General features: G+C 63.3%; 22 protein-coding genes. 17 read left to right on the top strand and 5 right to left on the bottom strand.

The window, feature by feature from the left end; translation table 11 throughout:
- Positions 1 to 37: 37 nt before the first annotated feature.
- The 11 genes from J3P91_RS25740 (at position 38) to madM (ending at position 14,223) form a co-directional block, all read left to right on the top strand.
- Positions 38 to 5,959, top strand: a complete 5,922-nt coding sequence (locus J3P91_RS25740) for an Hpt domain-containing protein (protein WP_434602112.1) — start codon at positions 38 to 40, stop codon at positions 5,957 to 5,959.
- Positions 5,952 to 6,413, top strand: coding sequence for a chemotaxis protein CheW (locus tag J3P91_RS25735; protein ID WP_434571205.1), 462 nt, complete (start codon positions 5,952 to 5,954; stop codon positions 6,411 to 6,413). The genes J3P91_RS25740 and J3P91_RS25735 overlap by 8 nt, the downstream gene beginning before the upstream one ends.
- 556 nt (positions 6,414 to 6,969) lie before the next feature.
- A complete protein-coding gene (mdcA, locus tag J3P91_RS25730) occupies positions 6,970 to 8,640 on the top strand; it encodes a malonate decarboxylase subunit alpha (protein ID WP_305498198.1) in 1,671 nt (556 codons plus the stop codon).
- A complete protein-coding gene (locus tag J3P91_RS25725; protein WP_434602111.1) occupies positions 8,641 to 9,516 on the top strand; it encodes a triphosphoribosyl-dephospho-CoA synthase in 876 nt (291 codons plus the stop codon).
- A complete protein-coding gene (locus tag J3P91_RS25720) occupies positions 9,516 to 9,815 on the top strand; it encodes a malonate decarboxylase subunit delta (RefSeq protein WP_305498200.1) in 300 nt (99 codons plus the stop codon). The genes J3P91_RS25725 and J3P91_RS25720 overlap by 1 nt, the downstream gene beginning before the upstream one ends.
- Positions 9,808 to 10,659 carry a biotin-independent malonate decarboxylase subunit beta gene (locus tag J3P91_RS25715; RefSeq protein ID WP_434602110.1) on the top strand — a complete coding sequence of 284 codons (852 nt, stop codon included), beginning with the start codon at positions 9,808 to 9,810 and terminating at the stop codon, positions 10,657 to 10,659. Before J3P91_RS25720 ends, J3P91_RS25715 begins: the two co-directional genes overlap by 8 nt.
- Complete coding sequence (mdcE, locus tag J3P91_RS25710; protein WP_434571210.1) at positions 10,656 to 11,459, top strand: biotin-independent malonate decarboxylase subunit gamma; 804 nt, start codon at positions 10,656 to 10,658, stop codon at positions 11,457 to 11,459. Before J3P91_RS25715 ends, mdcE begins: the two co-directional genes overlap by 4 nt.
- The gene (locus J3P91_RS25705; protein ID WP_434602109.1) at positions 11,453 to 12,076 is read left to right on the top strand and encodes a malonate decarboxylase holo-ACP synthase; all 624 of its coding nucleotides are present in this window, start codon (positions 11,453 to 11,455) and stop codon (positions 12,074 to 12,076) included. Before mdcE ends, J3P91_RS25705 begins: the two co-directional genes overlap by 7 nt.
- The gene (mdcH, locus tag J3P91_RS25700) at positions 12,073 to 12,993 is read left to right on the top strand and encodes a malonate decarboxylase subunit epsilon (RefSeq protein ID WP_434602108.1); all 921 of its coding nucleotides are present in this window, start codon (positions 12,073 to 12,075) and stop codon (positions 12,991 to 12,993) included. Before J3P91_RS25705 ends, mdcH begins: the two co-directional genes overlap by 4 nt.
- 67 nt (positions 12,994 to 13,060) lie before the next feature.
- Entirely contained in the window at positions 13,061 to 13,453 is a 393-nt protein-coding gene (gene madL, locus J3P91_RS25695; RefSeq protein ID WP_250963782.1) for a malonate transporter subunit MadL, read from the top strand.
- 5 nt (positions 13,454 to 13,458) lie between these two features.
- Complete coding sequence (gene madM / locus J3P91_RS25690) at positions 13,459 to 14,223, top strand: malonate transporter subunit MadM (protein WP_186729218.1); 765 nt, start codon at positions 13,459 to 13,461, stop codon at positions 14,221 to 14,223.
- 112 nt (positions 14,224 to 14,335) lie between these two features.
- On the opposite strand, the gene J3P91_RS25685 is transcribed toward madM, so the two are convergent.
- Positions 14,336 to 15,250, bottom strand: coding sequence for a LysR family transcriptional regulator (locus J3P91_RS25685; protein ID WP_434602107.1), 915 nt, complete (start codon positions 15,248 to 15,250; stop codon positions 14,336 to 14,338).
- A gap of 281 nt (positions 15,251 to 15,531) precedes the next feature.
- On the opposite strand from J3P91_RS25685, the gene trhA reads away from it, so the two are divergent.
- Positions 15,532 to 16,149, top strand: a complete 618-nt coding sequence (gene trhA / locus J3P91_RS25680) for a PAQR family membrane homeostasis protein TrhA (RefSeq protein ID WP_305498208.1) — start codon at positions 15,532 to 15,534, stop codon at positions 16,147 to 16,149.
- Here the strand turns inward: trhA and J3P91_RS25675 are convergent.
- Positions 16,137 to 17,060, bottom strand: coding sequence for a LysR family transcriptional regulator (locus J3P91_RS25675; RefSeq protein WP_434602106.1), 924 nt, complete (start codon positions 17,058 to 17,060; stop codon positions 16,137 to 16,139). The genes trhA and J3P91_RS25675 overlap by 13 nt on opposite strands.
- A 105-nt stretch (positions 17,061 to 17,165) precedes the next feature.
- Here J3P91_RS25675 and J3P91_RS25670 point away from each other — a divergent pair, with 105 nt between their 5' ends.
- Together J3P91_RS25670 and J3P91_RS25665 are read left to right on the top strand one after the other, a co-directional pair.
- Positions 17,166 to 18,407, top strand: coding sequence for a D-amino acid dehydrogenase (locus J3P91_RS25670; RefSeq protein WP_434602105.1), 1,242 nt, complete (start codon positions 17,166 to 17,168; stop codon positions 18,405 to 18,407).
- A gap of 23 nt (positions 18,408 to 18,430) precedes the next feature.
- Entirely contained in the window at positions 18,431 to 19,333 is a 903-nt protein-coding gene (locus tag J3P91_RS25665; RefSeq protein WP_434602103.1) for a transporter substrate-binding domain-containing protein, read from the top strand.
- Positions 19,334 to 19,465: 132 nt separating this feature from the next.
- Here J3P91_RS25665 and J3P91_RS25660 read toward each other — a convergent pair whose 3' ends face one another.
- Positions 19,466 to 20,185, bottom strand: coding sequence for a 16S rRNA (uracil(1498)-N(3))-methyltransferase (locus tag J3P91_RS25660; protein ID WP_434602101.1), 720 nt, complete (start codon positions 20,183 to 20,185; stop codon positions 19,466 to 19,468).
- Between the two features lie 182 nt (positions 20,186 to 20,367).
- On the bottom strand, positions 20,368 to 21,774 hold the full coding sequence (locus tag J3P91_RS25655) for an adenosylmethionine--8-amino-7-oxononanoate transaminase (protein WP_434602100.1): 1,407 nt from the start codon (positions 21,772 to 21,774) through the stop codon (positions 20,368 to 20,370).
- Positions 21,775 to 21,996: 222 nt separating this feature from the next.
- Between J3P91_RS25655 and J3P91_RS25650 the strand changes: the two genes are divergently transcribed.
- A complete protein-coding gene (locus tag J3P91_RS25650; protein WP_434602099.1) occupies positions 21,997 to 23,757 on the top strand; it encodes a flavin monoamine oxidase family protein in 1,761 nt (586 codons plus the stop codon).
- An 834-nt stretch (positions 23,758 to 24,591) separates the two neighbouring features.
- Here J3P91_RS25650 and J3P91_RS25645 read toward each other — a convergent pair.
- Complete coding sequence (locus J3P91_RS25645; protein WP_434602098.1) at positions 24,592 to 24,930, bottom strand: hypothetical protein; 339 nt, start codon at positions 24,928 to 24,930, stop codon at positions 24,592 to 24,594.
- 364 nt (positions 24,931 to 25,294) lie between these two features.
- Here J3P91_RS25645 and J3P91_RS25640 point away from each other — a divergent pair, with 364 nt between their 5' ends.
- Positions 25,295 to 25,846: a cytochrome b gene (locus tag J3P91_RS25640; RefSeq protein ID WP_305498213.1), complete on the top strand. Its 552-nt coding sequence runs from the start codon at positions 25,295 to 25,297 to the stop codon at positions 25,844 to 25,846.
- A gap of 32 nt (positions 25,847 to 25,878) precedes the next feature.
- Positions 25,879 to 26,460, top strand: coding sequence for a YceI family protein (locus J3P91_RS25635; protein ID WP_305498214.1), 582 nt, complete (start codon positions 25,879 to 25,881; stop codon positions 26,458 to 26,460).
- The last annotated feature ends 37 nt before the right edge of the window (positions 26,461 to 26,497 follow it).

Below are 26,497 nucleotides of genomic sequence, written 5' to 3'. Positions count from 1 at the left end.
CGTACCACAGGCATACGCCTGTTGATTTGGAGTGGTTATGGGTGATCGGCACGACTACGTGGCCCTGGAATGGGTCAAGGGCGAGATTGCCGAAACGCTGAAGCAGGCCCACCTGGCCCTCAATCGCCTGGTGGACGACCCCCAGGCGTCGGATGCGCTTGTCCAATGCCTGGCCTGCATTCACCAGGTCCATGGCGGCCTGCAGATGATCGAATTCTACGGCGCGGCGTTGCTGGCCGAGGAAATGGAGCAACTGTGCAGCGCGCTGCAGGACAACCGCATCGCCCACCGCGAGGAGGCGATCAGCCTGTTGCGCCAGGCCCTGGGCCAGTTGCCGGTCTACCTCGAGCGGGTGCAGGGTGCTCGTCGCGACCTGCCGCTGGCGGTGCTGCCCTTGCTCAACGACCTGCGCAGTGCGCGGGGCGAAAGCCTGTTGTCGGAGACCAGCCTGTTCAGCCCGGAACTGCCCGATATCGCGCCGCTGGGCGAGGACGCCTTGAAGCGGCTCGCGCCGGCGGACCTGCCGGGCACCTTGCGCAAATTGCGCCAGACCCTGCAGGTGGCCTTGGTGGGCCTGTTGCGCGAGCAGGACGACGCGACTCACCTCGGTTACCTGGCCAAAGTCTTTCAGCGCCTTGAAGCGCTTTGCGCCGCAGCGCCGCTCAATGCGTTGTGGCAGGTCGCTTCGGCGTTGGTCGAAGGCATGCGCGAGGGGCGTATCGCCAACAGCCCGGCGCTGCGCAGCCTGTTCAAGGATGCTGACAAGGAACTCAAGCGCTTGCTGGAGCAAGGCATGCCCGGCATCAACCAAGCGGCCCCGCCACACCTGCTCAAGAGTCTGTTGTTCTATATTGCCAAGGCCGAACATCCCAGCGGGCAGATGCAGATCATGAAAGAACGCTACTCACTGGACGATGCGCTGCCCGACAGCGCCATGGTCGACGAAGAACGCGCGCGCCTGGCCGGGCCCGACCGCGATGCCATGCGCTCGGTGCTGGCAGCGCTCTGCGAGGAGCTGGTGCGGGTCAAGGAGCGCCTTGACCTGTTCGTGCGCAGCGACCGCCAGCATGCCTCGGAGCTGGACAGCCTGCTGGCGCCCCTGCGGCAGATTGCCGACACCCTGGCGGTGCTGGGTTTCGGCCAGCCGCGCAAGGTCATCATCGATCAACTGGCCGTCGTACTGAGCCTCGCCCAGGGCCAGCGCGAGCCTGATGACGCGACGCTCATGGACGTTGCCGGGGCCTTGCTGTATGTCGAGGCAACCCTGGCCGGAATGGTCGGCACCGTCGAGCCTGAAAGCCGCGAAGACAATCGCCTGCCGACGACCGACCTGACCCAGATCCATCAGATCGTGATCAAGGAAGCCCATACCTGCCTGCAACAGGCCAAGGACATGATCGTCGACTACATCGACGCACACTGGAACAGCGCGCAGCTTGAGCCATTGCCGGCGCTGCTGACCCAGGTCCGCGGGGCGCTGGCGATGATTCCCCTGAGCCGCGCCGCCCGCCTGGTGGAGGCTTGCAACGATTTCATCCGTGAACACCTGCTGCTCGACCCTGCCCAGCCGGGGTGGGAAGCACTCGATCACCTGGCCGATGTGATTACCGGCCTGGAATATTACCTGGAGCGTTTGAGCGAAGACCCGTTGATGCCGGCCGAGAATCTGCTCGACGGCGTCGAGCGGAGCCTGGGCGCCCTCGGCTACTTTCCCGACGAAGCCCGCGTGCCCTTGCTTGATGACCGGCTGAGCCCGAACGAGGCCCAGGTCATGCAGGATTTGCAGGAACTGGACGACCCACAGACTGTGCAATCCCTCGCTGATGTTCTGGCCAGCCCGGTCTCGGCGGTCAACCCGCCGGCCAAAGGCATGCCCGGCAGCCTGCTGCCGCCGCCCGTGGATGAGCATCCGGTGGACGACGAGCTGCGGGAGGTCTTCCTCGAGGAAACCGACGAGGTGCTCGATGTCCTGCGCGAATACCTGCCGCGCTGGGCTGCGCAGCCCGACGACCAAGGTGCGCTCACTGAGCTGCGCCGGGCCTTCCATACTCTCAAGGGCAGCGGCCGGATGGTTCGGGCGCTGGTGCTGGGTGAGTTGGCCTGGGCGGTGGAAAACCTGCTCAACCGCGTGCTGGAGCGCAGCGTCGAGCCGGGCGCTTCGGTTCGGCAAATGCTTGAGGACGCGGTGCGATTGCTGCCGGAACTGGTCGCTGAATTCGCTGCCCAGCGTCAATGCCAGCGCGACGACGTCGACCGTCTGGCCGCTCGCGCCCATGCCCTGGCCAAGGGTGGCGATGAGGAAGATGACGACCAGCAGGACGTGGTCGCTCTCGACCCCTTGCTGCTGAAAATCTTCGACAACGAAGCCCAGGGGCATCTGGCCGCGCTTGATCGATTCCTCGACCAGGCCGCCGAACATCTGCCATTGCAGGCCAGCGACGAGCTGCAAAGGGCCTTGCACACGCTCAAGGGCAGTGCATCGATGGCCGGTGTGCTGCCGATCGCCGAACTGGCCGGGGCGATGGACGAGATGGCCCGGGAATACAAGGCGCACCTGATCGCTTTCGACCTGGATGAGATCGAGCTGCTGCTGGAGGCTGAAGGGTTGCTGCGCCGCGGTCTGCGCCAACTGCATAACGAGCCGCTGGCAGCGATTCCCGGCGCCGCGGACCTGATCCAGCGAACCCAGGCACTGTCCGTCGAACGCCTGCAAACGGCTCTCAACACGCCGGACCAGGGTGTGCGGACCAAGCGCGACCCGCAATTGATCAACAATTTTCTCGCCCAGGGCATGGATATCCTGCTGGACGCGGAGAACCTGCTGCGGCGCTGGCAGCAACACCCCGGCGAGGGCCAGGAGCTGAGCGCGCTGCTCGATGAGTTGACCACCCTTGGCGAAGGCGCGCATCTGGCCGACCTGCACCCGGTGGACGAGCTCTGCGAAGCCTTGCTGGACCTGTATGGCGCCGTCGAGGAGAGCAGCCTGGCGGTCAGCGACAGGTTTTTCCATGAGGCGCAGCTTGCTCACGAAGCGTTGATCGACATGCTCGACGAATTGGCTGCCGGCCAGCACGTGCGTGCGCAACCTGCCCGGGTGCAGGCCCTGCGCAGCCTGCTCCAGGAAGGCCTCGACCCGACGGCCACGGGACTGATCCGCAGTGACGGCAGCCGCACGTTGAGCATCCGCGAGCTGGGTCATGCGACGGCTGAGATGGAGCGCAGTTCGCCGGCGGCTGTTTCGGTGGATGACGATATTGCCGCGATCTTTCTCGAAGAGGCCCAGGATATTCTCGAAAGTGCCGCACAGGCCTTGCAGCGCTGGCTCGCCGACCCGGAGAACGGCGCGCCGCTGTCCTCGCTGCAGCGTGACTTGCACACCCTCAAGGGCGGCGCGCGCATGGCGGATGTGCGGCCGGTGAGCGACCTTGCCGGGGAGCTTGAAACCCTATACGAAGGACTGGTGGATCGCCGCTACAGTTACAGCGAGGAGCTGGCGCAACTGCTCAACAGCAGTCATGAACGCCTCGACCTGTTGCTCGGGCAACTGCAACAAGGCCAACCGCTGGGCGATCCCGTGGCGCTGATCGACGCCATTCATCGTTTCCGCCAGGACAAGCCGAGCGCCATCGAGGTGGCGGGGCATCGGCAAAATGACGCGGCGGGCCATGATCCGGAGTTGCTGGAAATCTTTCTCGAGGAAGGTTTCGATATCCTCGACAGTTCCGGGGCGGCGTTGCAACGCTGGCAGGAAGAGCCGTCGAACCGTCAGGCGGTGGAAACCCTGCTGCGCGATCTGCACACCCTCAAGGGCGGCGCGCGGATGGTGGAGATCGGGCCCATCGGCGACCTTGCCCACGAACTGGAGAACCTTTACGAAGGGTTGTCGGCGGGCCTGTTACAACCGAGCCCGGCGCTTTTTGCCTTGCTGCAAGGCAGCCATGACCGGCTGGCCCATATGCTCGACGCCGTCCGTGCCGGGCAGCCGTGCCCGCCGGCCGACCGGCTGATCGCGCAGATCCAGGCGGTCAATCATCCGCAGGACAGCGAGGCGCCCCAGGTCGTTATGCCGGTCGAGCCGGCACCGGCCCAGGTCGCGCCGCCGATGCGAGCCGAGCCCGCCGCGCCGGGCGATGGCGCGGACATGGTCAAGGTCTCTGCCGAACTGCTCGACGATCTGGTCAACCTGGCCGGGGAAACGTCGATTTTCCGTGGGCGCATCGAGCAACAGGTCAACGATGCGCGCATCGCCCTGAACGAGATGGAAACGACCATCGAGCGCATGCGCGATCAACTGCGACGCCTGGATACCGAAACCCAGGGGCGGATTCTCAGCCGCCAGCAGGTGGACGCCGAGCGACTGGGCTACGAAGAGTTCGACCCGCTGGAAATGGATCGCCATTCCCAGCTCCAGCAACTGTCCCGGGCGCTGTTCGAGTCTGCCTCGGACCTGCTTGACCTCAAGGAAACCCTCGACCGCAGCAACCACGACGCCGAAAACCTGCTGCAACAGCAGGGGCGCATCAACACCGAGCTCCAGGAAGGCCTGATGCGTACGCGCATGGTGCCGTTCGAGCGCATGCTGCCGCGCCTCAAGCGCATCGTCCGGCAGGTGGCGCAGGAGCTGGGCAAGGACGTCGAGTTCGTGGTCGACAATGCCGAAGGCGAGATGGACCGCAACGTGCTCGAACGCATGGCGGCGCCTCTGGAACATATGTTGCGCAATGCCGTTGATCATGGCCTGGAGCCCGCCGATGTGCGCATCGCAGCCGGCAAACCGGCGCGGGGACGCATCAGCCTGGACCTGTCCCGCGAAGGCGGCGACATCATTTTCGACATCCGTGACGACGGCGCCGGGGTGCCATTGGACGCGGTGCGGCGCAAGGCGATAAAGCGTGGGCTGCTGGCGCCCGACAGCGATATCAGCGACCGCGACGTGCTGCAGTTCATCCTGCAGCCAGGTTTTTCCACGGCGGAAAAAATCACCCAGATCTCCGGGCGCGGCGTCGGCATGGACGTGGTCCACGAAGAAGTGCGGCAACTGGGCGGCAGCATGGTCATCGATTCGACGCCGGGCAAGGGCGTGCATTTTCGTATCCGGCTGCCATTCACCGTGGCGGTCAACCGGGCGCTGATGGTGCAGTGTCACGAAGATCAATACGCCATCCCGCTCAACACCATCGAGAGCATCGTCCGGGTATTGCCCGCCGAACTGGATGGCTACTACCAGCTCGATCCGCCGACCTACACCTACGCCGGGCAACGTTATGAGTTGTGCTACCTGGGCGAGTTGCTGAAAACCGGGGCCCGCCCGAAATTGCTCGGCCAGAGCCAGCCATTACCGGTGCTGCTGGTGCAATGCAACGAACGACACGTCGCGGTGCAGGTAGACGCCACCGCCGGCACCCGGGAAATCGTGGTCAAGAGCCTCGGCCCGCAATTCTCGGCGGTCCAGGGCTTGTCCGGGGCAACGATCCTGGGGGACGGCCGGGTGGTGCTGATCCTCGACCTGCTCGCGCCGATCCGCGCCTTGCCCAACCAGGCGGCGCGCCGTCCGGCCGTGGTGCAAGGCGAGGGCGAGCAGCAGCGGCCTTTGCTGGTGCTGGTAGTGGACGATTCGGTAACAGTGCGCAAGGTTACCAGTCGCCTGCTGGAGCGCCACGGCATGCATGTGCTCGCCGCCAAGGACGGCGTGGACGCCATGGCATTGCTGGCCGAACATTCGCCAGACCTGATGCTGCTGGACATCGAGATGCCCCGCATGGATGGTTTCGAAGTGGCGACGCAAGTGCGCAACGACCCGCGCCTGGCGCATCTGCCAATCATCATGATCACCTCCCGCACCGGCCAGAAACACCGCGACCGCGCCATGGCCATCGGCGTCAACGACTACCTGGGCAAGCCGTACCAGGAGTCGGTGCTGCTCGACAGCATCGCCCACTGGAGCAAGACCCATGCATGAGCACCGCACCAGCCATCTCACTGGTTTGTTGCTGCCCCTGGCCGACCGTCACCTGATCCTGCCGAACGTGGCCGTGGCCGAGTTGATCGACTACCAGAGCAGCGTGTTCGATCTGGACACCCCGCCCTGGTTCCTGGGCTGGGTAAGCTGGCGCGAACGGCAGATCCCGCTGCTGAGCTTCGAGTCGGCCTGCGGCCAGAAGACCGTGATCGGCGAGCGCGCCCGCATCGTCGTGCTCAACGCCCTGGGCGGCCGCCCGGAACTGCGTTTCATCGCGCTGCTGGTCCAGGGCATCCCGCGCTCCTGCAAGCTCGACACCCAGTTGAGCTACGTCGACGTGCCGCTGTGCGGGTTGGAGCAGGCGGCCGTGCAAGTGGGCGAGCATGTGGCGAAAGTGCCGGATCTGCTGGCGTTGGAAGAGTTGGTGGTTGCGGCGGGGTTGGTAAGAGCCTGAGTCAGCCATCTGACTAATGTAGGAGCGAGCTTGCTCGCGATAGCGGTGGGTCAGGCGACATCAATGTCGACTGTTGCGCAGCCATCGCGAGCAGGCTCGCTCCCACAGGGGTACGTGGTGAGCATTGAACTTCAGGCATGCCACTAACCCGGCGTCGCCTCTGCCAGCGATTGGTCCCAGACTGGGACCGATAAGTCCCTTTTAAGGACTCGCTATTAATACTGCACGGAAACTCGCCGCACTCGGTGATCAATGCCCGCTCTCGTCGCCGCTTCGCGCCCAACGGGTGGTGCGACGTTTCGCTAAATCCCCTCGCCACAGGATCAGAGGTCAACCTCAAACCCTGTGGGAGCGAGCCTGCTCCCGATAGCGTAGTGTCAGGCGACATCAATGTTGGCTTTTACACCGCCATCGCGAGCAAGCTCGCTCCCACAGGGTCGCATCAATCCGGGCTAACCATTACTCCCACCGTAACGATCCGCCGCCGAGCTTGATTGATGCCCACGCCACAACACTCCTAAGGTGAGCTCCACGACAGCGAACCCGTGGAGTGGTCATGACAACAACAATATCCCCCGACTCGCGATGGACGCGGCGGCGCAGCGAAAAGCAGCGGCGCCTGGCGTTGGTGAAGGGGCTTGCCGACGGTGTGGTCCTGCCCACCGACAAGATCGTCGCGGCGCTGGAGGCGTTGATCCTGCCTGGCGACCGTGTGGTGCTGGAGGGCAATAACCAGAAGCAGGCGGATTTCCTGTCGCGTTCCCTGGCGAAGACCGATCCGGGCAAGCTGCATGACCTGCACATGATCATGCCGAGCGTCGGCCGGTCCGAGCACCTGGACCTGTTCGAGCGCGGCATCGCCCGCAAGCTCGATTTTTCTTTCGCCGGCACCCAGAGCCTGCGCATCAGCCAATTGCTGGAAGACGGCCTGCTGGAAATCGGCGCGATCCACACCTACATCGAGCTCTACGCCCGGCTGGTGGTCGACCTGATTCCCAACGTGGTGCTTTCGGCCGGTTTCATGGCCGACCGCGCCGGTAATATCTATACCGGTCCCAGCACCGAAGACACCCCGGCGCTGATCGAACCGGCGGCGTTCAGCGACGGTATCGTCATCGTTCAGGTCAATCAGTTGGTGGACGACGTCAGCGACCTGCCCCGCGTAGACATTCCAGCATCCTGGGTCGACTTCGTGGTGGTGGCCGACAAGCCGTTCTACATCGAGCCGCTGTTCACCCGCGACCCGCGCCACATCAAGCCAGTGCATGTCTTGATGGCAATGATGGCGATTCGCGGGATCTACGAAAAACACAACGTCCAGTCGCTCAACCACGGCATCGGTTTCAACACCGCCGCCATCGAATTGATCCTGCCGACCTACGGCGAATCACTCGGACTGAAGGGCAAAATCTGCCGCAACTGGACGCTCAATCCGCACCCGACGCTGATCCCGGCCATCGAAAGTGGCTGGGTCGAGAGCGTGCATTGCTTCGGCACCGAACTGGGCATGGAAAACTACATCGCCGCCCGGCCTGATGTGTTTTTTACCGGGCACGACGGTTCGCTGCGTTCCAATCGAATGGTTTGCCAACTGGCCGGGCAGTACGCGGTGGACCTGTTCATTGGCGCCACGTTGCAGGTGGACGGCGACGGCCATTCCTCCACCGTGACCCGTGGCCGACTGGCCGGTTTCGGCGGTGCGCCGAACATGGGTCACGACCCGCGCGGTCGCCGTCACGGCACGCCGGCCTGGCTCGACATGCGCCATGGCGACGGCGAGGCGCCGCTGCTCGAACGCGGCAAGAAACTGGTGGTGCAGATGGTCGAGACGTTCCAGGAGGGCGGCAAACCGACCTTCGTCGACACCCTCGACGCGGTGGACGTGGCGAAGAAAGCCGGCATGCCCCTGGCGCCGATCATGATCTACGGCGACGACGTCACCCATTTGCTGACCGAAGAAGGCATCGCCTACCTGTACAAGGCCCGCTCCCTGGAAGAACGCCAGGCAATGATCGCCGCCGTGGCCGGGGTCACCGCCATCGGCCTGCGCCACGACCCGAAAGACACCGCGCGGATGCGCCGCGAAGGGCTGATCGCCTTGCCCGAAGACCTCGGCATCCGCCGCACCGACGCCACCCGCGAGTTGCTCGCGGCCAAGAGTGTGGCCGATCTGGTGGAATGGTCCGGTGGCCTCTACAACCCACCCGCCAAGTTCAGGAGTTGGTAAATGCGCGCCCTGAATCTGCAACCCGGAACTTTATCCCTGGCTGAGCGTTTGGCCGACCTGGCAGTGGACGCGTTGATCGATGAAGCCGACCTCTCGCCCAAACCGGCCTTGGTGGACCGTCGCGGTAGCGGCGCCCATACCGATCTGCACCTGGGCTTGATGCACGCTTCGGCGTTGTCGTTGTGGCCGGCATTCAAGGAAATGGCCGAGGCCGCGTTCGACTGTGGCGAGATCGGCTTGCCACTGCGTGAAGCCCTGGGGCGCATCGGCCGGGAAGGTGAAGCCGCGATGCTCACCACCACGGGCGGTGTGAATACTCACCGGGGCGCGATCTGGGCCTTGGGCCTGTTGGTCGCTGCGGCGGCGCTGGAACCTGAGTCCAGTGGCGCTGGCGCCGTCACGTTGCGTGCCGCCCGCCTGGCCTTGCTCAACGACTGTCATGCGCCTCAACCCTTGAGCCACGGTGCCCAAGTGGCCCAGCGCTACGGCGCCCGCGGTGCCCGGGAGGAAGCGCAACTGGCATTTCCGGCGGTGACAACCCTGGGCCTGCCGCAACTCAAGCGCAGCCGCGCGGCCGGCGTCGGCGAACAGAACGCCCGCCTCGACGCCTTGCTGGCAATCATGACCCGCCTGGCCGACACCTGCGTGCTCTATCGCGCCGGCGAAGCGGGTTTGCAGGCGATGCAGCAGGGCGCCAGGGCGGTGCTCGACGCCGGAGGCAGTGCGAGCCTGGGCGGTCGTCGCCAGCTGCACGTGCTGGACCAACAACTGATTGCCTTGAACGCCTCGCCCGGCGGCGCTGCCGACCTGCTCGCCGCTTGCCTGTTTCTCGACCGTATCGAGCGCAGCGATGGCCTCTTCCCAGGAGTGTGCTGATGCAAACCTTATCCTTTGAATTCACCGCCGGGCAGCCGCCACGGGGCCGGGCGCTGGTCGGCTGCGTCGGCTCGGGCGATCTCGAAGTGCTGATCGAGCCCGGGCTGGCGGGCAAGCTGACCATCCAGGTGCAGACCTCGGTCAATGGCAGCGAGCAACGCTGGCAACACTTGTTCGCGCGCATGTTCGACGGCCAGACGCCCCCCGCGATGGCCATTGAAATCCACGATTTCGGCGCCACCCCCGGCGTGGTGCGCCTGCGCCTGGAACAAGGCTTCGAGGAGATCGGTCATGACTGACAGCGCAGCGTTGCTCAACAAGCACAGCTTCGTCGAACTCGGCGCCCGGCAACGGGCCAAGGCCTTGCTCGATGTCGGTACGTTCCGCGAATTGCTCGACCCGTTCCAGCGGATCATGTCGCCGTGGTTGCTGCGCCAGGGCGTGGTCCCGCAAAGCGACGACGGCGTAGTGATCGCCAAGGGTGAGCTAGACGGTTTGCCGGTAGTCATCGCCGCCATTGAAGGCGCGTTCCAGGGTGGCAGCCTCGGTGAAGTCGGCGGGGCAAAGATCGCCGGTGCCCTGGAGCTGGCGGCCGAGGACAATCGCAAAGGCATCCCGACCCGCGCCGTGTTGCTGCTGGAAACCGGCGGCGTGCGTTTACAGGAAGCCAACCTCGGGCTCGCGGCAATTGCCGAGATCCATTCGGCGATTATCGACCTGCGCCAATACCAGCCGGTGGTTGGCGTAGTCGCTGGCAGCGTCGGCTGTTTCGGCGGCATGTCCATCGCCGCCGGGCTGTGCAGTTATCTGCTGGTGACGCAGGAAGCGCGGCTGGGGCTGAACGGTCCGCAGGTGATCGAGCAGGAAGCTGGCATCGATGAGTACGACTCCCGCGACCGTCCGTTCATCTGGAGCCTGACCGGTGGTGAACAACGTTTCGCGACCGGGCTGGTGGACCGCTACGTCGCCGATGACGTGACGCAGATTCGTCGTCAGGTCTGCGAACTGTTGCATCTGGGTGTGCCCACTGAACACCGCAGTGGCCAAGCCAGATTGTTCCTCCAGCGCCTGTCGCGCCTGGACACCGAGGTGCAAATCGAACCGGCAGCGGTTCGCCAGTTGTATCAGGGAGAACGTCCATGAATACATATTCTTTGAGGGGCCTGCGCTGGTTCGAGGCCTTGAGCGGTGGCGTCAAACCGTTGGAAGGCTTGCCTGCTTCGCTGAAAGTGGCCGATGTCCAACTCGGCGAACAAACCGCGCGTCTATTGGCTGTCGTGGCCGATCCCGCCAACCGTTTCCCTCGGGCGCGCAATGGCGAAGTCGGTTTGCTCGAAGGCTGGGGCCTGGCCAACGCCGTGGACGACGCCATCGAGGCCGATCGCAACGCGGCCAGCAAACGTGTGCTGATCGCCATCGTCGATGTGCCGAGCCAGGCCTACGGTCGGCGTGAGGAAGCGCTGGGCATTCATCAGGCTTTGGCCGGCGCGGCGGACAGTTATGCCCGGGCCCGACTGGCCGGGCATCCAGTGATCGGTTTGCTGGTAGGCAAGGCGATGTCCGGTGCGTTCCTCGCCCACGGCTACCAGGCCAACCGGTTGATCGCCTTGCGCGACCCGGGCGTGATGGTCCATGCGATGGGCAAGGCTTCGGCAGCGCGGGTCACCCTGCGCAGCGTCGAGGAACTCGAAGCCCTGGCCGCCAGCGTGCCGCCGATGGCCTACGACATTGACAGTTTTGCCAGCCTTGGACTGCTCTGGGAGACCTTGTCGGTCGAACAGATCGAGCAGCCGACGGCGGCGGACCTGGCGCGGGTGAGCGACTGCTTGCTCCAGGCAATCAACGACGTGGCGGGCACGCCTCGGGATCTCAGCGGTCGCCTGGGCGCTGTTCACCGGGCAGCGTCCAGCCACGTTCGGCAATTGTTGAGGGCGCAATGGTGAGCATGCTCCTGGCCCATGACCTGCTCTGGGGGATGACTGCTTTGCAGTTGCCTGCGGATGCGCCGGGCTGGGCTGTCGAGTCGCTCGACCTCGGGCAACCGGTCGTGGTGCGCCGCGCGCTGTCCTCGCCTGGACACATCGCCGTGGGCTTGCGCGGTCGCTCTCGCGAACAGCGCTACGCCGCATCAATGCCGGTGGCGGCGATCCGGCGTCGCGTGCACCCGGAGGACCTCTGCCATGTTCAATCCCCGCGCGACCTCCCGGCCTTGCAAGCGCTGGCCGAGTTGCGCCCGCTGCTCGACGCCAGTGGCTGGGCCTGGGGTGTCAGCGGCAGCGCCGGGTTTGAACTCGCCACCGGTGTCGAGGCACTGCATGAGCGCAGCGACCTGGATCTGATTCTGCGCACGCCGCAGTGCCTGGATCGGCTCCAGGCCAAGGAGTTGCTGGCGCTACTGGATGCTTCGGTATGCGCCGTGGACATGCAGTTGCAAACCCCTTGCGGCGCCGTGGCCTTGCGCGAATGGGCGGGCTCGTCCCGTCGGGTCTTGCTCAAGGATGATGTTCAGGCCCGGCTGGTGGGCGATCCCTGGCAGCCTTCGTTGGAGCAGGTCGCGTGAGCAGCCTCTTCGTCTTTCCCGGCCAGGGTGCGCAGCGCGTGGGCATGCTTCATGGGGTGGCGCCGCGGATCCTGGACGAGGCGAGTGCTGTGCTCGGTGAGGACGTGTTGCGGTTGGACACCGCCCATGCGTTGCAATCGACCCGCGCCGTGCAGCTGTGCCTGTTGATCGCCGGCGTGGCGGCAGCCCGTCGGTTGCTGGAACAGGCTCCCGCGCCTGACTATGTGGCGGGCCTGTCCATCGGTGCGTATCCGGCGGCAGTAGTGGCCGGAGCGCTGGCTTTCGAGGATGCGTTGCGACTGGTCAGCCTGCGCGGCGAACTGATGCAGCAGGCCTACCCGCAAGGCTACGGCATGACGGCAATCATCGGCCTGGACCTCGCGGTGGTGGAAGCCTTGCTGGCCCAGGTACACAGTGAAACAACGCCGGTCTACCTGGCCAATATCAATGCCGATAACCAAGTGGTCATTGCCGGCAGCGACGGCGCCATGGGCCTTGTTGCCGAAAAGGCTCGGAGCCAAGGCGCTGGCAAGGCCTGCCGGTTGGCGGTGAGCGTACCGTCCCATTGCCCGTTGCTGGAGGCGCCGGCCCGGACGTTGGCCGAGGCGTTTGCCGAGGTGCCGTTGAAAGCTCCGGCGCTGGGCTATCTCAGCGGCAGTCGCGCCCGACCGGTGATAAAGGCCGACGCGCTGCGCGACGACCTCGCCTTCAACATGTGCCGTGTCGTCGATTGGCGCGGCACGGTGCAAAGCGCCTACGAGCGAGGCGTGCGGTTGCAGATCGAACTGCCGCCCGGTGCGGTGCTCACCGCCCTGGCGCGCCGGGTGTTCGAGCAGGGCTCCGTCATTGCCTTCGACGGTGCTCGGCTCGATACCTTGCAAGCGCTGTTGCGTGAGGAGGGAAGCCGCCAACCCTAGACCACCGACTCAAGCTGGCGAAGCACAAAAACAACAACTTCGACGATGCAATTTGAGGACTACGACAATGATTATTTACGGTGTGGCGTTCCTGGCCTTTTGTACCCTGGCGGGTATTTTCATCGGCGAGCTGCTGGGCAAGCTGATTGGCGTGCCGGCCAACGTCGGCGGCGTCGGCATTGCGATGCTGCTGTTGATTGGCCTGGGCAGTTACCTGAACAAACGCGGCCTGTTCACGGGCAAATCCGAGGCCGGCGTGGAATTCTGGAGTGCGGTCTACATCCCCATCGTGGTCGCGATGGCGGCCCAGCAAAACGTCTACGGTGCACTCAAGGGCGGGCCGATGGCGATCCTGGCCGGGACCCTGGCGGTGGTGATTGCCTTTGCGTTGGTACCGGTGCTGGTGCGCATTGGCAACAAAGGGCCTCAGGCCGACATCTCCGTCAAGACGGTCGGGTGATTGCCATGTACGAATCCATGATGAAAGTCATCACCGGCTACGGTCTGATCAGCGGGTTTGCCATTGTCGGCATCACCATGTGGGTGTCCTACTGGATCAGCAACACCTTCACCAAAGGCCGCCTGCATGGTTCGGCCATCGCGATCCTGCTGGGGCTGGTGCTCTCGTATATCGGCGGTGCAATGACCGGGGGGCAAAAAGGTGTGGTGGACATTCCACTGCTGTCCGGGATTGGTTTGCTGGGCGGCGCCATGCTGCGGGACTTCGCCATCGTCGCCACGGCGTTCGGCGTGAGTGTCGAGGAACTCAAGCGCGCCGGTTTCGTTGGAGTGCTGGCCTTGTTTGTCGGCGTCGGTACGTCGTTCATTGCCGGTGTTGGCGTGGCGATGGCCTTTGGTTATACCGATTCGGTGAGCCTGACCACCATCGGTGCGGGAGCCGTGACCTACATCGTCGGGCCAGTGACCGGGGCGGCGATTGGGGCCACTTCCGAGGTGATGGCCCTGTCCATTGCCGCCGGGTTGATCAAGGCGATCCTGGTGATGGTGGCGACACCGTTCGTGGCGCCGTACATCGGTCTCAACAACCCTCGTAGCGCGGTCATCTTTGGTGGGCTGATGGGCACCTCCAGCGGCGTGGCCGGCGGCCTGGCGGCGACCGATCCGAAGCTGGTGCCTTATGGCTGTCTGACGGCGGCGTTCTATACCGCCCTTGGGTGCTTGCTCGGGCCTTCGCTGTTGTTCCTGATCATGCGGGGACTGATGGGGTAGGGCTTCGGCTTTTCGCTAACCGCGCTGGCGCCTTCGCGAGCAGGCTCGCTCCCACATTGATTGGGTCCACCCTTGTGGGAGCGAGCCTGCTCGCGAAACGCGCGACTCGGTCTCAAGCCTGGCGATTGGCATACATCCGGCACTCCGCCAGCAGCGCCAGCAAGTTCGGATCGCGCTCCTTGGCCTTGAGGAACACCACGCCGATGTGCTGCTGCAACCGGTACTTTTCCTGCAACGGGATCAGCTTCACCCGGTTTTCATACACCGCCGCAATCCGGCCTGGCAGCAAGGCATAACCCACCCCGGAGCTGACCATGCTCAGCAGGGTGAAGATGTCATTGACCTGCATCGCCACTTTCGGCTCGAACCCCGCCTGCTTGAACACCCGTACACCGTCCTGATGCGTGGCGAAGCCCTGGGTCAGGGTGATGAACGTCTCGTCGCGGACTTCGGCCAGGTCGACCTCGCTGCGTTGGGCGAAGGGCGAGTCGGCGGGCGTGGCGAGGAAAATGTCATCGGAAAACAGCGCGATCTGCTCGCAGTCCGGGTCGTTGACGCTGTCGTCCAGCGACACCAGGATCGCATCGACCTCCATGTTCTTGAGCTTGTACAACAGGTCGATGTTGGAACCCATGATCAGGTCGATATTGAGTTCGCTGCGGCGGATCTTCAGGCCCATGATCAGTTGCGGCACGGTCTTGACGGTCAATGAATACAAAGATCCCAGCTTGAAACGCTCGGCGGAAAAACCGGCCGCCTCGCGGGTCAGGCGTACGCTTTCGACCACGTCCTGAATCAGCCTCTGCGCACGCTCCTCCAGCACATAAGCGCTTTCCAGCGGCGTGAGATTGCGGCCTTCGTGCTTGAACAACGGACAGCGCAACGCGCTCTCCAGCGAGTGAATGGCCCGATGCACGCTGACATTGCTGGTTTGCAACTCGACCGCCGCCCGCGCCAGGTTGCCGGTGCGCATGAACGCCAGGAACACCTCGAGTTTCTTCAGGGTCAATTCTTCGTCGATGAGCATGGGGCGGACTCTTATTCGTATGGGCTGATTGTGCCCCATGTCTTCCTGGCGACGCGATTTATGTGGCTGGAGAGCTTTTGTGGCGAGGGAGCTTGCTCCCGCTTGACCGGGCTGGCGCTCCAGTGCGTAGCGCTCACAAAATCTTTGGGGCGGCTGCGCCACCCAGCGGGAGCAAGCTCCCTCGCCACGGGGGTTGTGTTCGACGCTCGAAGCAAGGCATTGCACTTTCAGGCGCCAGGCCTGAGCCTTGGCGCCAAATTCGTAATAGGGGGTGGATCTGGATGTATCACGGGGAACGACTCAACGCCTGGACGCACCTGGTGGGCGCGGTCGCCGCGTTTATCGGTGCGGTGTGGCTGCTGGTGATCGCCGGGATGGCCGGCGATCCGTGGAAGATCGTCAGCGTGGCAATCTACGGGTTCACCTTGCTGGTGCTCTACAGCGCATCGACGGTTTATCACAGCGTGCGCGGGCGCAAGAAAGAGATCATGCAGAAGGTCGATCACTTTTCGATCTACCTGTTGATCGCCGGCAGCTACACGCCGTTCTGCCTGGTAACGCTGCGCGGGCCGTGGGGCTGGACGTTGTTCGGGATCGTCTGGGGGCTGGCGGTGATCGGCATCCTGCAGGAAATCAAGCCGCGTTCCGAAGCGCGGATCCTCTCGATCGTCATCTATGCGGTGATGGGCTGGATCGTTCTGGTGGCGGTCAAACCGCTACTGGCGGCGCTGGGCAGCGCCGGGTTTGCCTGGCTGGCCTCGGGAGGCGTGCTGTATACCGTCGGCATCATCTTCTTCGCGCTCGACCATCGCCTGCGCCACGCCCATGGCATCTGGCACCTTTTCGTCATCGCCGGCAGCCTTTTGCATTTCGTGGCGATTCTGTTCTACGTGCTCTGAGGGCTCGCAAACAGGCGATCAAGTTGCGCCTGGGCCTGGCTGGCGACAATTTCCAGCAAGGCCCCCACGGTGTGGGGCGGGGCTTCATTGGCGCGGGTTACGGCGTACAAGGCAATGGGCAACGGCGGCGACAATGGCCTGATAGCCGTACGGGCGCGTGAAGCCCCCAAGGCGGTAAACGGGTCGATGACCGCCAGCCCGGCGCCGGATTCGACCATGGCCCGGGCCAGTGAGTACGTCTGTACGGCAATGCTCACTCGGGGCGGCGGTTCCACTGACTTGAGGTAGCCATCCAGCCTGGCGGACAGCGGGTCGGTGCTGGACAAGCCGATCAACGGCGCGCCGGCCAGCTCCTGCAACGGCATAGGCGTGCCGATTACCGCTTCGGGCCAGTGACCGCTCGGTGCCAGGGCTACCAATACGCCGCTGGCGAGGGGCTCGGCCTTGAGGCCAGGGTGATCGGGCGATTGCAAGCTGAGGGCTACATCGATTTCGCGCATCAGCAGGTTCTGCGTCAGTTCGCGGCTGTGGGCGCTGGACAACTCGCAGACGATGTCCGGGTAGCGTCGGGTCCATTGGTGGATAGCCGTGGGCAGCAGCGACAGGGCCAAGGCCGGCGTGGCGCCAATTCGCAAGCTGTGCCCCGGCTCGCGGCGCAGGCTCTGTGCCAGGCGCCGCACGCCTTGCAGGCTTTCGCTGACCTTGTCGACCTCGCGTTCCAGCTCCAGCGCTTCGGGCGTGGCCTGCAACTTGCCGCGCACCCGCAGGAACAACGCAAACCCCAATTGCTGCTCGGCATGCTGCAGCACCTTGGTCACCGCCGGCTGGGAAACGTGCAGCAACTGGGCGGCGCCGCTGATGGAGCCGGTCTGGCGAATCGCCTGGAAAATCTCGATATGACGAAGGCGCATGGCGTGCCCATAACCTTTGTTTATAGGAGGCTCATCTTTATTCATTGTTCGAACACTGTCACCTGGCCCTAACCTCGGGTCATTCGAAACGGATGTGAGGCGGACATGGCTCAGCGGGTATGCATCATTGGCGGCGGCGTGGTCGGCCTGGCGACGGCTTACGCGCTGGTCCGCGATGGGATCGACGTCACGCTGGTGGAGGCGCGCGATGCATTGGGCAGCGAGACCAGCTTCGCCAACGGCGGCCAGTTGTCCTATCGCTACGTCACGCCCCTGGCCGACGCCGGGGTGCCGTGGCAGGCCTTGGGCTGGATGTTGCGCGGCGATTCGCCGCTCAAGCTGCGTCCGCGCCTGGACCCGGCCCAGTGGCGCTGGATGGCAGCGTTCATCGCCGCGTGCCGGACTTCAGTCAACCGGCGCAACGGCGCCCATCTGTTGCGCCTGGCGCTGTTGAGCCAGACGACGCTGCGGACCTGGCGCGAAGAGGATCATCTCGATGGCTTCGAGTGGCGGCGCAACGGCAAGCTGGTGACGTTTCGCAGTGCCAGCCATTTTGCGCATGCCCGGCAACGTGTGGCCGACGCTGTTCATCAGCAGGTACTGGGCCCGAACGAGTGCACGACGCTGGAGCCTGCTCTGGCCGGCGTGCCGTTCGTGGGCGGCATCTACACACCTGATGAGGAAGTAGCCGATTGCCATGGCTTCTGCCTGCAACTCGCGGCGCGGCTGCGCGCTTCGGGGCGCTGCGAATTCCTCTTGGGGCGCGCGGTGACCGCTATCGAGCATGCCGACGGCTCGGTGCACGCCATCAACCTGGGCGAGCAGCGTGTGGAGGTCGAGCACCTGGTAATCGCCGCCGGCCACCGCAGCGTTGCGCTGGCATTGCCAGGCGTGCGGATGCCGCTGTATCCGCTCAAGGGCTACAGCCTGACGGTGCCGATCGACGCCCGGCATCGGGCGCCGGAACTGAGCATCACCGACTACGACCGCAAGGTCGTCTACGCGCGCATCGGTGAGCAGCTGCGGGTGGCGGCCATGGTCGACATCGTCGGCTTCGACCCGGCGCCGGACCCCAGACGCCTGGCCCTGATTCGGCGCCAGGCCATGGAAACATTTCCCATGGCCGGTGATTACGATCGCGCTGTGGAATGGGCGGGCATGCGCCCGGCGACGCCTAGCGGCGTGCCACTGATCGGCGCCAGCGCTTATCGCAACCTGTGGCTCAACCTCGGCCATGGTGCCTTGGGTTTTACCCTGGCCTGCGGCAGCGGTCGCTTGCTCAGTGAAATGATCCGCCAACGCACACCTTCCATCGACCTGCAGGGCCTCACGCCCCGCGCCGCCTGATCCACCCGCAACGGAGAACAACAATGCAGAAAATCACGTTGATCGGCTGTACCTTGAGCCTGCTGCTCGGCGCCCAGGCTTTTGCCAATGAAGCGCCTCCGGCCGGCACGCTGGAAAAGATCGCCAGCAACAAAAGCATCACGCTGGGCTATCGTGACGCCTCGGTGCCGTTTTCCTATGTCGGGGACAACAGCGGCAAACCGATGGGGTATTCGGTGGAGCTGGCGGGCAAGATCGTCGAGCGCATCAAGCAGCAACTGGCCCTGCCGCAACTGAGCGTGAAGTACAACCTGGTGACTTCCCAGACACGAATCCCGCTGGTGCAGAACGGCACCGTGGATCTGGAATGCGGCTCCACCGGCGTGACCGCCGAGCGGCAGAAGCAGGTGGCGTTTTCCTACGGTTTCATTTACGTGAAGGGCCAGTTGCTGACGGCCAGGGACAGCGGCATTCGCAGCTTCGCTGACCTGCGCGGCAAGAACGTGGTGACCACCGCCGGCACGACCAACGAGCGGTTCCTGAAGAGCTACAACCAGGACAACAAGACCGACATGTTCATCATCAGCGCCAAGGACCACGGCGAGTCCTTCCAGATGCTCGAGACCGGCCGGGCGGCGGCGTTCTACATGGACGATGCGCTGCTCTACGGCGAACGGGCCAAGGCCCGCGACCCGCACAAGTGGGTGGTGGTGGGGCAGGAGCAATCGCGGGAAATCTACAGCTGCATGGTGCGCAAGGACGATCCGCAATTCCTGGCGCTGGTCAACGCGACCCTGGCCGATTTGTACAAGTCGGGGGAGATCAACGAGATCTACGATCGCTGGTTCCAGAAGCCGATCCCGCCCAAGGGCCTGAATCTGGAATTTCCGATGACCAGCGAGTTGAAGGCGATCATCGCCAGGCCGACCAGCGAGCCGGTGCAGTAGGTCGCCTGGGCGTCCACGATCCAATGTGGGAGCGAGCTTGCTCGCGATAGCGCCGGATCAGTCGGCATCGATATTGACTGACCCACCGCCATCGCGAGCAAGCTCGCTCCCACAGGAGATGTACATCTGATTTCAGAAATCCCCCCACAACTGCTGCGCCACCGCCAACGCCACTACCGGCGCGGTTTCGGTACGCAGCACGCGGGGACCGAGGCGGGCGGCATGGTAGTCGGCGGTCCTGGCCTGTTCGACTTCCGCATCCGACAACCCGCCCTCGGGGCCGATCAGGAACGCCAGGGTCGACGGCCTGGCATGGCTGACCAGCGGCTCGGCCACCGGGTGCAGTACCAGTTTCAGCTCAGCCTCGGCCTGCTTTAACCAGTCCGCCAGCAACAGCGGCGGGTGGATCACCGGCACGGTCGAGCGCCCGCACTGTTCGCAAGCGCTGATCGCCACCTGGCGCCAGTGCAGCAGACGCTTGTCGGCGCGCTCGTCCTTGAGGCGCACTTCGCAGCGCTCGGTGAAAATCGGCGTGATCTCGCTGACCCCCAATTCCGTGGCCTTCTGGATCGCCCAGTCCATGCGCTCGCCCCGGGACAGGCCCTGGCCGAGATGAATGCGCAAGGGCGACTCGGCCTGCCCGGCAAATCGCTCGTCTAGCTGCACGCGCACGCGCTTCTTGCCGACCTCGGCCAGGGTGCCGCGAAACTCCTGGCCGGAGCCATCGAATACTTGCACCGCGTTGCCCTCGGCCATGCGCAGCACCCGGCCTATATAGTGGGCCTGGGCCTCAGGCAGCTCGTGATCGCCGAGGCTCAGGGGGGCATCGATGAAGAAGCGGGACAGTCTCATGTTTTGTTCTCTACACAATCGGATTGCGCATTGCTGCGTGGTCGGGGGCTTTGCGGTGAGCAAGCTTTTGTGGCGAGGGAGCTTGCTCCCGCTGGGCTGCGAAGCGGCCCCATTCTTGCGATTGCTGCGCAATCGAGCGGGAGCAAGCTCCCTCGCCACGGAGAAATTCGTTCACAGACGTATCAGCCCGGATCGCGATAACCCGGGTGAAAGTCCTTCGGCACCGCCACGCTGACCTTGTCCCGGGTGGCGATGTCGATGCCTTCGCTGGCCACTTCGGCGAGGAAGTCGATCTGCTCGGGGGTGATGACATACGGCGGCAGGAAATACACCACGCTGCCCAGCGGCCGCAGCAGGGCGCCGCGCTCCAGGGCATGCTGGAAGACCGTCAGGCCGCGCCGCTCCTGCCATGGGTACGCGGTTTTGTTCGCCTTGTCCTTGACCATCTCGATAGCCAGGACCATGCCGGTCTGGCGCACTTCGGCCACGTTCGGGTGGTCGACCAGGTGGGCGGTGGCGCTGGCCATGCGCTGGGCCAGGGCCTTGTTGGTTTCGATGACGTTGTCGTCTTCGAAAATATCCAGGGTCGCCAGCGCCGCCGCGCAAGCCAGCGGATTGCCCGTGTAGCTGTGGGAATGCAGGAAGGCACGCAGGGTCGGGTAGTCGTCGTAGAACGCGCTGTAGACCTCATCGGTTGTCACGCACGCCGCCAGCGGCAGGTAGCCGCCGGTCAGGGCCTTGGACAGGCAAAGGAAGTCTGGCGTGATACCAGCCTGTTCGCAGGCAAACATCGTCCCGGTGCGGCCGAAGCCGACCGCGATTTCGTCGTGGATCAGGTGCACGCCATAGCGGTCGCAGGCTTCACGCAACAGCTTCAGGTACACCGGGTGGTACATGCGCATGCCGCCTGCGCCCTGGATCAGCGGTTCGACGATCACCGCCGCCACCGTGTCGTGGTGCTCGGCCAGGGTTTGCTCCATGGCCGCGAACATGTTTCGCGAATGCTCTTCCCAGCCCATGCCTTCGGGGCGGTGGTAGCAGTCGGGGCTCGGCACCTTGAGCGTGTCCAGCAACAACGCCTTGTAGGTTTCGGTGAACAGCGGTACATCGCCCACCGACATCGCCGCGATGGTTTCGCCGTGGTAGCTGTTGCTCAGGGTAACGAAGCGTTTCTTGTCGGGCCGGCCGCGATTGATCCAGTAATGAAAGCTCATCTTCATCGCCACTTCGATGCAGGACGAGCCGTTATCGGCATAGAAGCACCGGGTCAGGCCTTCGGGCGTCATCTTCACCAGGCGTTCGGACAACTCGATCACCGGCTGGTGGCTGAAACCGGCGAGAATCACATGCTCAAGCTGATCGACCTGATCCTTGATGCGCTGGTTGATGCGCGGGTTGGCGTGGCCGAACACATTGACCCACCAGGAACTCACCGCATCAAGGTAGCGCTTGCCTTCGAAGTCCTCAAGCCACACGCCTTCGCCGCGCCGGATAGGAATCAGCGGCAGCTGTTCGTGATCTTTCATCTGGGTGCAGGGGTGCCACAGCACGGCAAGATCGCGCTGCATCCACTGGTTATTCAGGCCCATGTACAGTCTCCTCGAGGCGGCTCGCGGCGGGCGCGGGCAAAACAATCGCGCAAGCCTATGCAATGGCGGGCCGGGGAACAACCCATTGTGTCGTCCCCACCAGTTTCAGTGAGGTGATAGACGTCGCTGGCGGCGTTTTGATGGCTGACGTATTCTTCGCCGTTCCCGGAGCCGACTGGCTCGAAAAACCGAAAATTCTTACGCAATTCCGGAGTTCGCTGAATGTCTGCTGGTTGGCTGCGCGCCTGTGCGCTGGTGATGATAGGGCTGTTCAGCGTTTCGGCGCTGGCCAAGGACAAACAACCGACGGCCATCGTCATCGGCGGCGGGTTGGCCGGGCTCACGGCGGCCTACGAGTTACAGAACAAGGGTTGGGCCGTGACCCTGCTGGAAGCCAAACCGAGCCTGGGCGGCCGTTCGGGCATGGCCACCAGCGAGTGGATCGGCAACGATAAGGTCCAGCCGGTACTGAACAAGTACGTTTCGACCTTCAAGCTGAGCACCACGCCGGCGCCGGAATTCGTGCGCACCCCTAGCTACCTGATCGACGGCACCTATTTTACTGCCGCCGACCTGGCGACCAAGCAGCCAGCCACGGCCGAGGCGCTCAAGCGCTACGAAACCACCCTGGATGGTCTGGCCCGTTCCATCGACGACCCACTGAACCCGACGGCTACCAGTACCTTGCACGCGCTCGACCAGATCACCGTGTCCAACTGGCTGGACCGCTTGCAATTGCCGGCGACCGCCCGACAGTTGGTCAACCAGGAAATCCGCACGCGCTATGACGAGCCGTCGCGCCTGTCGTTGCTGTATTTCGCCCAGCAGAACCGCGTCTATCGCGGCGTGTCCGACCGTGACCTGCGCGCCTCGCGCTTGCTCGGTGGCAGCCCGGTATTGGCCCAGGCATTCGTCAAGCAACTGAAAACCATCAAGACGAGCTCGCCGGTGTCGGCCATTTCCCAGGACAAGGACGGCGTCACCGTCAAGGTCGGCAGCGTCGGTTACCAGGCCGACTATGTTGTACTGGCCGTGCCCTTGCGAGCATTGAACAAGATCCAACTGACCCCGGCCCTGGATGCCCAGCACCTGGGTGCGATCAAAGGCACCAACTACGGCTGGCGCGACCAGATCATGCTCAAGTTCAAGACCCCGGTCTGGGACAGCAAGGCACGCATGTCGGGCGAGATCTACAGCAACGCCGGCCTGGGCATGATGTGGATCGAGCCAGCCATGAAGGGTGGCGCCAACGTTGTCATCAACCTGTCCGGCGACAACGCACGGGTGATGCAGGCCTTCGGCGACAAGCAGATGGTCGACCAGGTGTTGATCCGCCTCCACGCGTTTTATCCACAGGCGCGCGGTGCATTCACCGGTTATGAAATCCGCCGCTACAGCACCGACCCTGCCATGGGCGGCGCGTACCTGGCGTTTGGTCCGGGCCAGATCAGCAAGTACTGGCGCCTGTGGGAAAAACCATTGCAGCGCGTCGCCTTTGCCGGCGAACACACCGACGCGCTGTACCCAGGCACCCTGGAAGGCGCACTGCGCAGCGGCCAGCGCGCCGCCAGCCAGGTTGAAGACCTGGCGGCGGGCAAGTCGTTCGAACCACCGAAAGTCGCCCCGGCCGCAGCAGCTGCCGCCGGAGCGGTGGCGGCGAAGAAAGGCAACTTCTTCAGCAACCTGTTCGGCGGCTCGGATGATGACAAGAAGCCGGAGCCGGCCAAGGCTCCCGAGCCGGTAGCGCCGCCTCCAGCGCCGGCACCGGCCCCCGTCCCAGCCCCTGCGCCGGTGGAACCACCCGCGCCGGCGCCGGCGAAGACCGAGCCAGCCAAGAAAGCCACGGCCAAGCCAGCGGCGAAGAAGCCGGCGGCCAAGGCCCCGGCAAAAAAGGCCCCGGCCAAGGCACCAGTGAAAAAGGTTGAGCCAGTGAAGAAACCCGCCGCCAAACCGGCAACGACTACTGAGACCAAGGCTCAGTAACGTCAAGTGGAAAGAACGCTGCCTTCACTTAAGGCAATCAATAAACCCGTGGCGAGGGAGCTTGCTCCCGCTGGGCCGCGAAGCGGCCCCAAACCCTCCTAATGCGGAGCATCAGACACACCGCACCCGCCGGTTTGCTACTGCTTCGCAGCCGAGCGGGAGCAAGCTCCCTCGCCACGGGTCGATCATTACGCCGACGTCCCGCATGTCTCGACGATATATCGGAAACTTCCCACCCTTTAACCGGAAGCAGCCGATAGAGCTCGCCGGGCCATGCGTTCAGGCTCCTTGAAAAACAGGAGTGCGTATGAAAATACTGATGGCAATGGTCGTATCGGTTTCGCTGTACGGGTGTGTGTATGGTGAATGTCGGGATCCCCTGATGATTCCGATGGTTCCAGAACGGGACCCTCAGTTGACGTACAAATGCACCTTTGATCCATACAAGCCTGAGTGCTCGGTTAATTGATAATTCAAAGCGTTGGACGCGTAGAACTGGAGCAACATATGAAACCGGTGGCGGCATTAATATTATTGATCATGCTCTTCGGCAGCGGCTGTACAGATGGCCGTATGATACTTAAAAAACACGATCCTCAATTGTCGTACAGGTGCGATATGGATCCTTATAGGCCTGAATGCGCCAATACTTGATTTTGATAAGCCGCTACAGGGGTGGTAGTGAAAAAGACCAAGTGTAAACCTCCACATCCTCGAACCAGATCTTGACCCGTTTTGGCTTCGAAAAACGTCCCGGGACGAAGCCAAAGCGGGCCCAGCAAAGGTTGCCTGTTCGCTTGTCAAAAATGACCAGATTGCCATCGTCCTGCATGATCATGCAGGTGCTGAACCAAAGAGATTTGTCTGCACTGTGGGTACTTTCGGCGATCCATAAACGCCGTCGGGCCGGATCATAAAGAAAGCCGCTGTTGCTAACGACAAATTGTAGAGGCTCACGCATTTTTTTGGATACAACGTGACGCTGTAAGGTTGTTTGTCACCAGCGGTCCAAACAATTGCCTCGCCGTCCTTGATTACCAAGTTCCCATCGGCCTGCAATATCAATCGGAACCGCCCGTTGCTGGATTTAAGGTATTGCCCCGGGGACATCGTTTGATTTGGTGGCAGTTGCGGCGAGCCGCTAGCTTTAAAAGGGGTATAACGAACAGCCATTTTGTTCACCTTGTTCAATGATTTATTGAGGGCTCATTTAATCAGGCAGCAAAAAGAAAATGGCTATACATATATATTGCACGGCAAAATATCTAAGCGAGCTTGCTCTTCCCTGGGTATCGAGCAGGCAGCAGATATAGCCTGACAGGCGTTTTTTGGAGCGAGCCTGCTCGCGATGAGGTCCTCCGGCCAAGCTGATGTCCTGGCTCCCCCGCCATCACGCAGCGCATCCGCTTTAATCTTTCCTTAACGCACCCGTCCCAGACTGATGATCGTATTTCTCGATATTTCAAAGCGAAATTTTCCGCTTTAATTCGATAGATAACTCGCTAGTCTTGGTCACAGTTTTTACAGGATATGAGCAATGCAGCTACGCAACTCTTCTTCTCGCTATGGCTGGGTCAGCATCGTTTCGCACTGGGCCGTTGCCTTGGCGGTGTATGGGCTGTTCGCGCTGGGCCTGTGGATGGTCGGGCTGGATTATTACAGCACCTGGCGCAAAGACGCGCCGGACATCCACAAGAGCATCGGCCTGGTGCTGTTGGCGGTGATGGTGCTGCGAGTGATCTGGCGTTTCGTCAGCCCGCCGCCACCGACCCTGGAAACCTATGGCCGCCTTACACGCGTCGGCGCCAGGATTGGTCATAGTGCACTGTATCTCGGGCTGTTCGCCGTGATGATCGCCGGTTACCTGATTTCCACCGCAGACGGTGTCGGGATCTCGGTGTTTGGTTTGTTTGAAGTACCCGCGCTGGTGTCCGGACTGCCCGATCAGGCAGACGTCGCCGGCCAGATCCACTTCTACCTGGCATGGGCGCTGGTAATTTTTTCCGGCCTCCATGCGTTGGCAGCATTGAAGCACCACTTTATCGACCGTGACGCGACCCTCAAGCGCATGCTGGGGCGCCAAGCCTGATGTTCAACCTCGACTCCAAAGGAATAGAAAGCATGTTGAAAAAGACGCTCGCCGCCCTGGCAATCGGTTCTGCCCTGCTGTCCGCCGGCCAGGCCATGGCCGCAGACTACGTGGTCGACAAGGAAGGCCAGCACGCCTTCGTCGACTTCAAGATCAGCCACCTGGGCTACAGCTACATCACCGGTACCTTCAAGGACATCGACGGCAAGTTCAGCTTCGACGCCGCCAAGCCTGAAGCCAGCAAGATCGAATTCAACGTCAACACCGCCAGCGTGTTCACCAACCACGCCGAACGTGACAAGCACATCGCCAGCGCTGACTTCCTGAACGCCAGCAAATTCGGCAAGGCCACCTTCGTGTCCACCAGTGTCAAGTCCACCGGCGCAAACACCGCCGATGTGACCGGTGACCTGACCCTGCTGGGCGTGACCAAGCCGGTCGTGGTCAAGGCAACCTTCCTGGGCGAAGGCAAGGACCCATGGGGTGGCTACCGTGCCGGCTTCGAAGGCACTACCACGATCAAGCGTTCCGACTTCGGCAAGCAGAAAGACCTGGGTCCGAAATCCGACGTGGTCGAGCTGTACGTGACGTTTGAAGGTGTTCAGGCGAAGTAACTTTCGCGCCTGACAAAAAAACGCCCCTGGTCTCGCG

It is taken from the genome of Pseudomonas sp. Z4-7, assembly GCF_051131965.1.
Classification (GTDB): Bacteria; Pseudomonadota; Gammaproteobacteria; order Pseudomonadales; family Pseudomonadaceae; genus Aquipseudomonas.
This window is presented reverse-complemented; position numbering and strand designations above follow the sequence as displayed.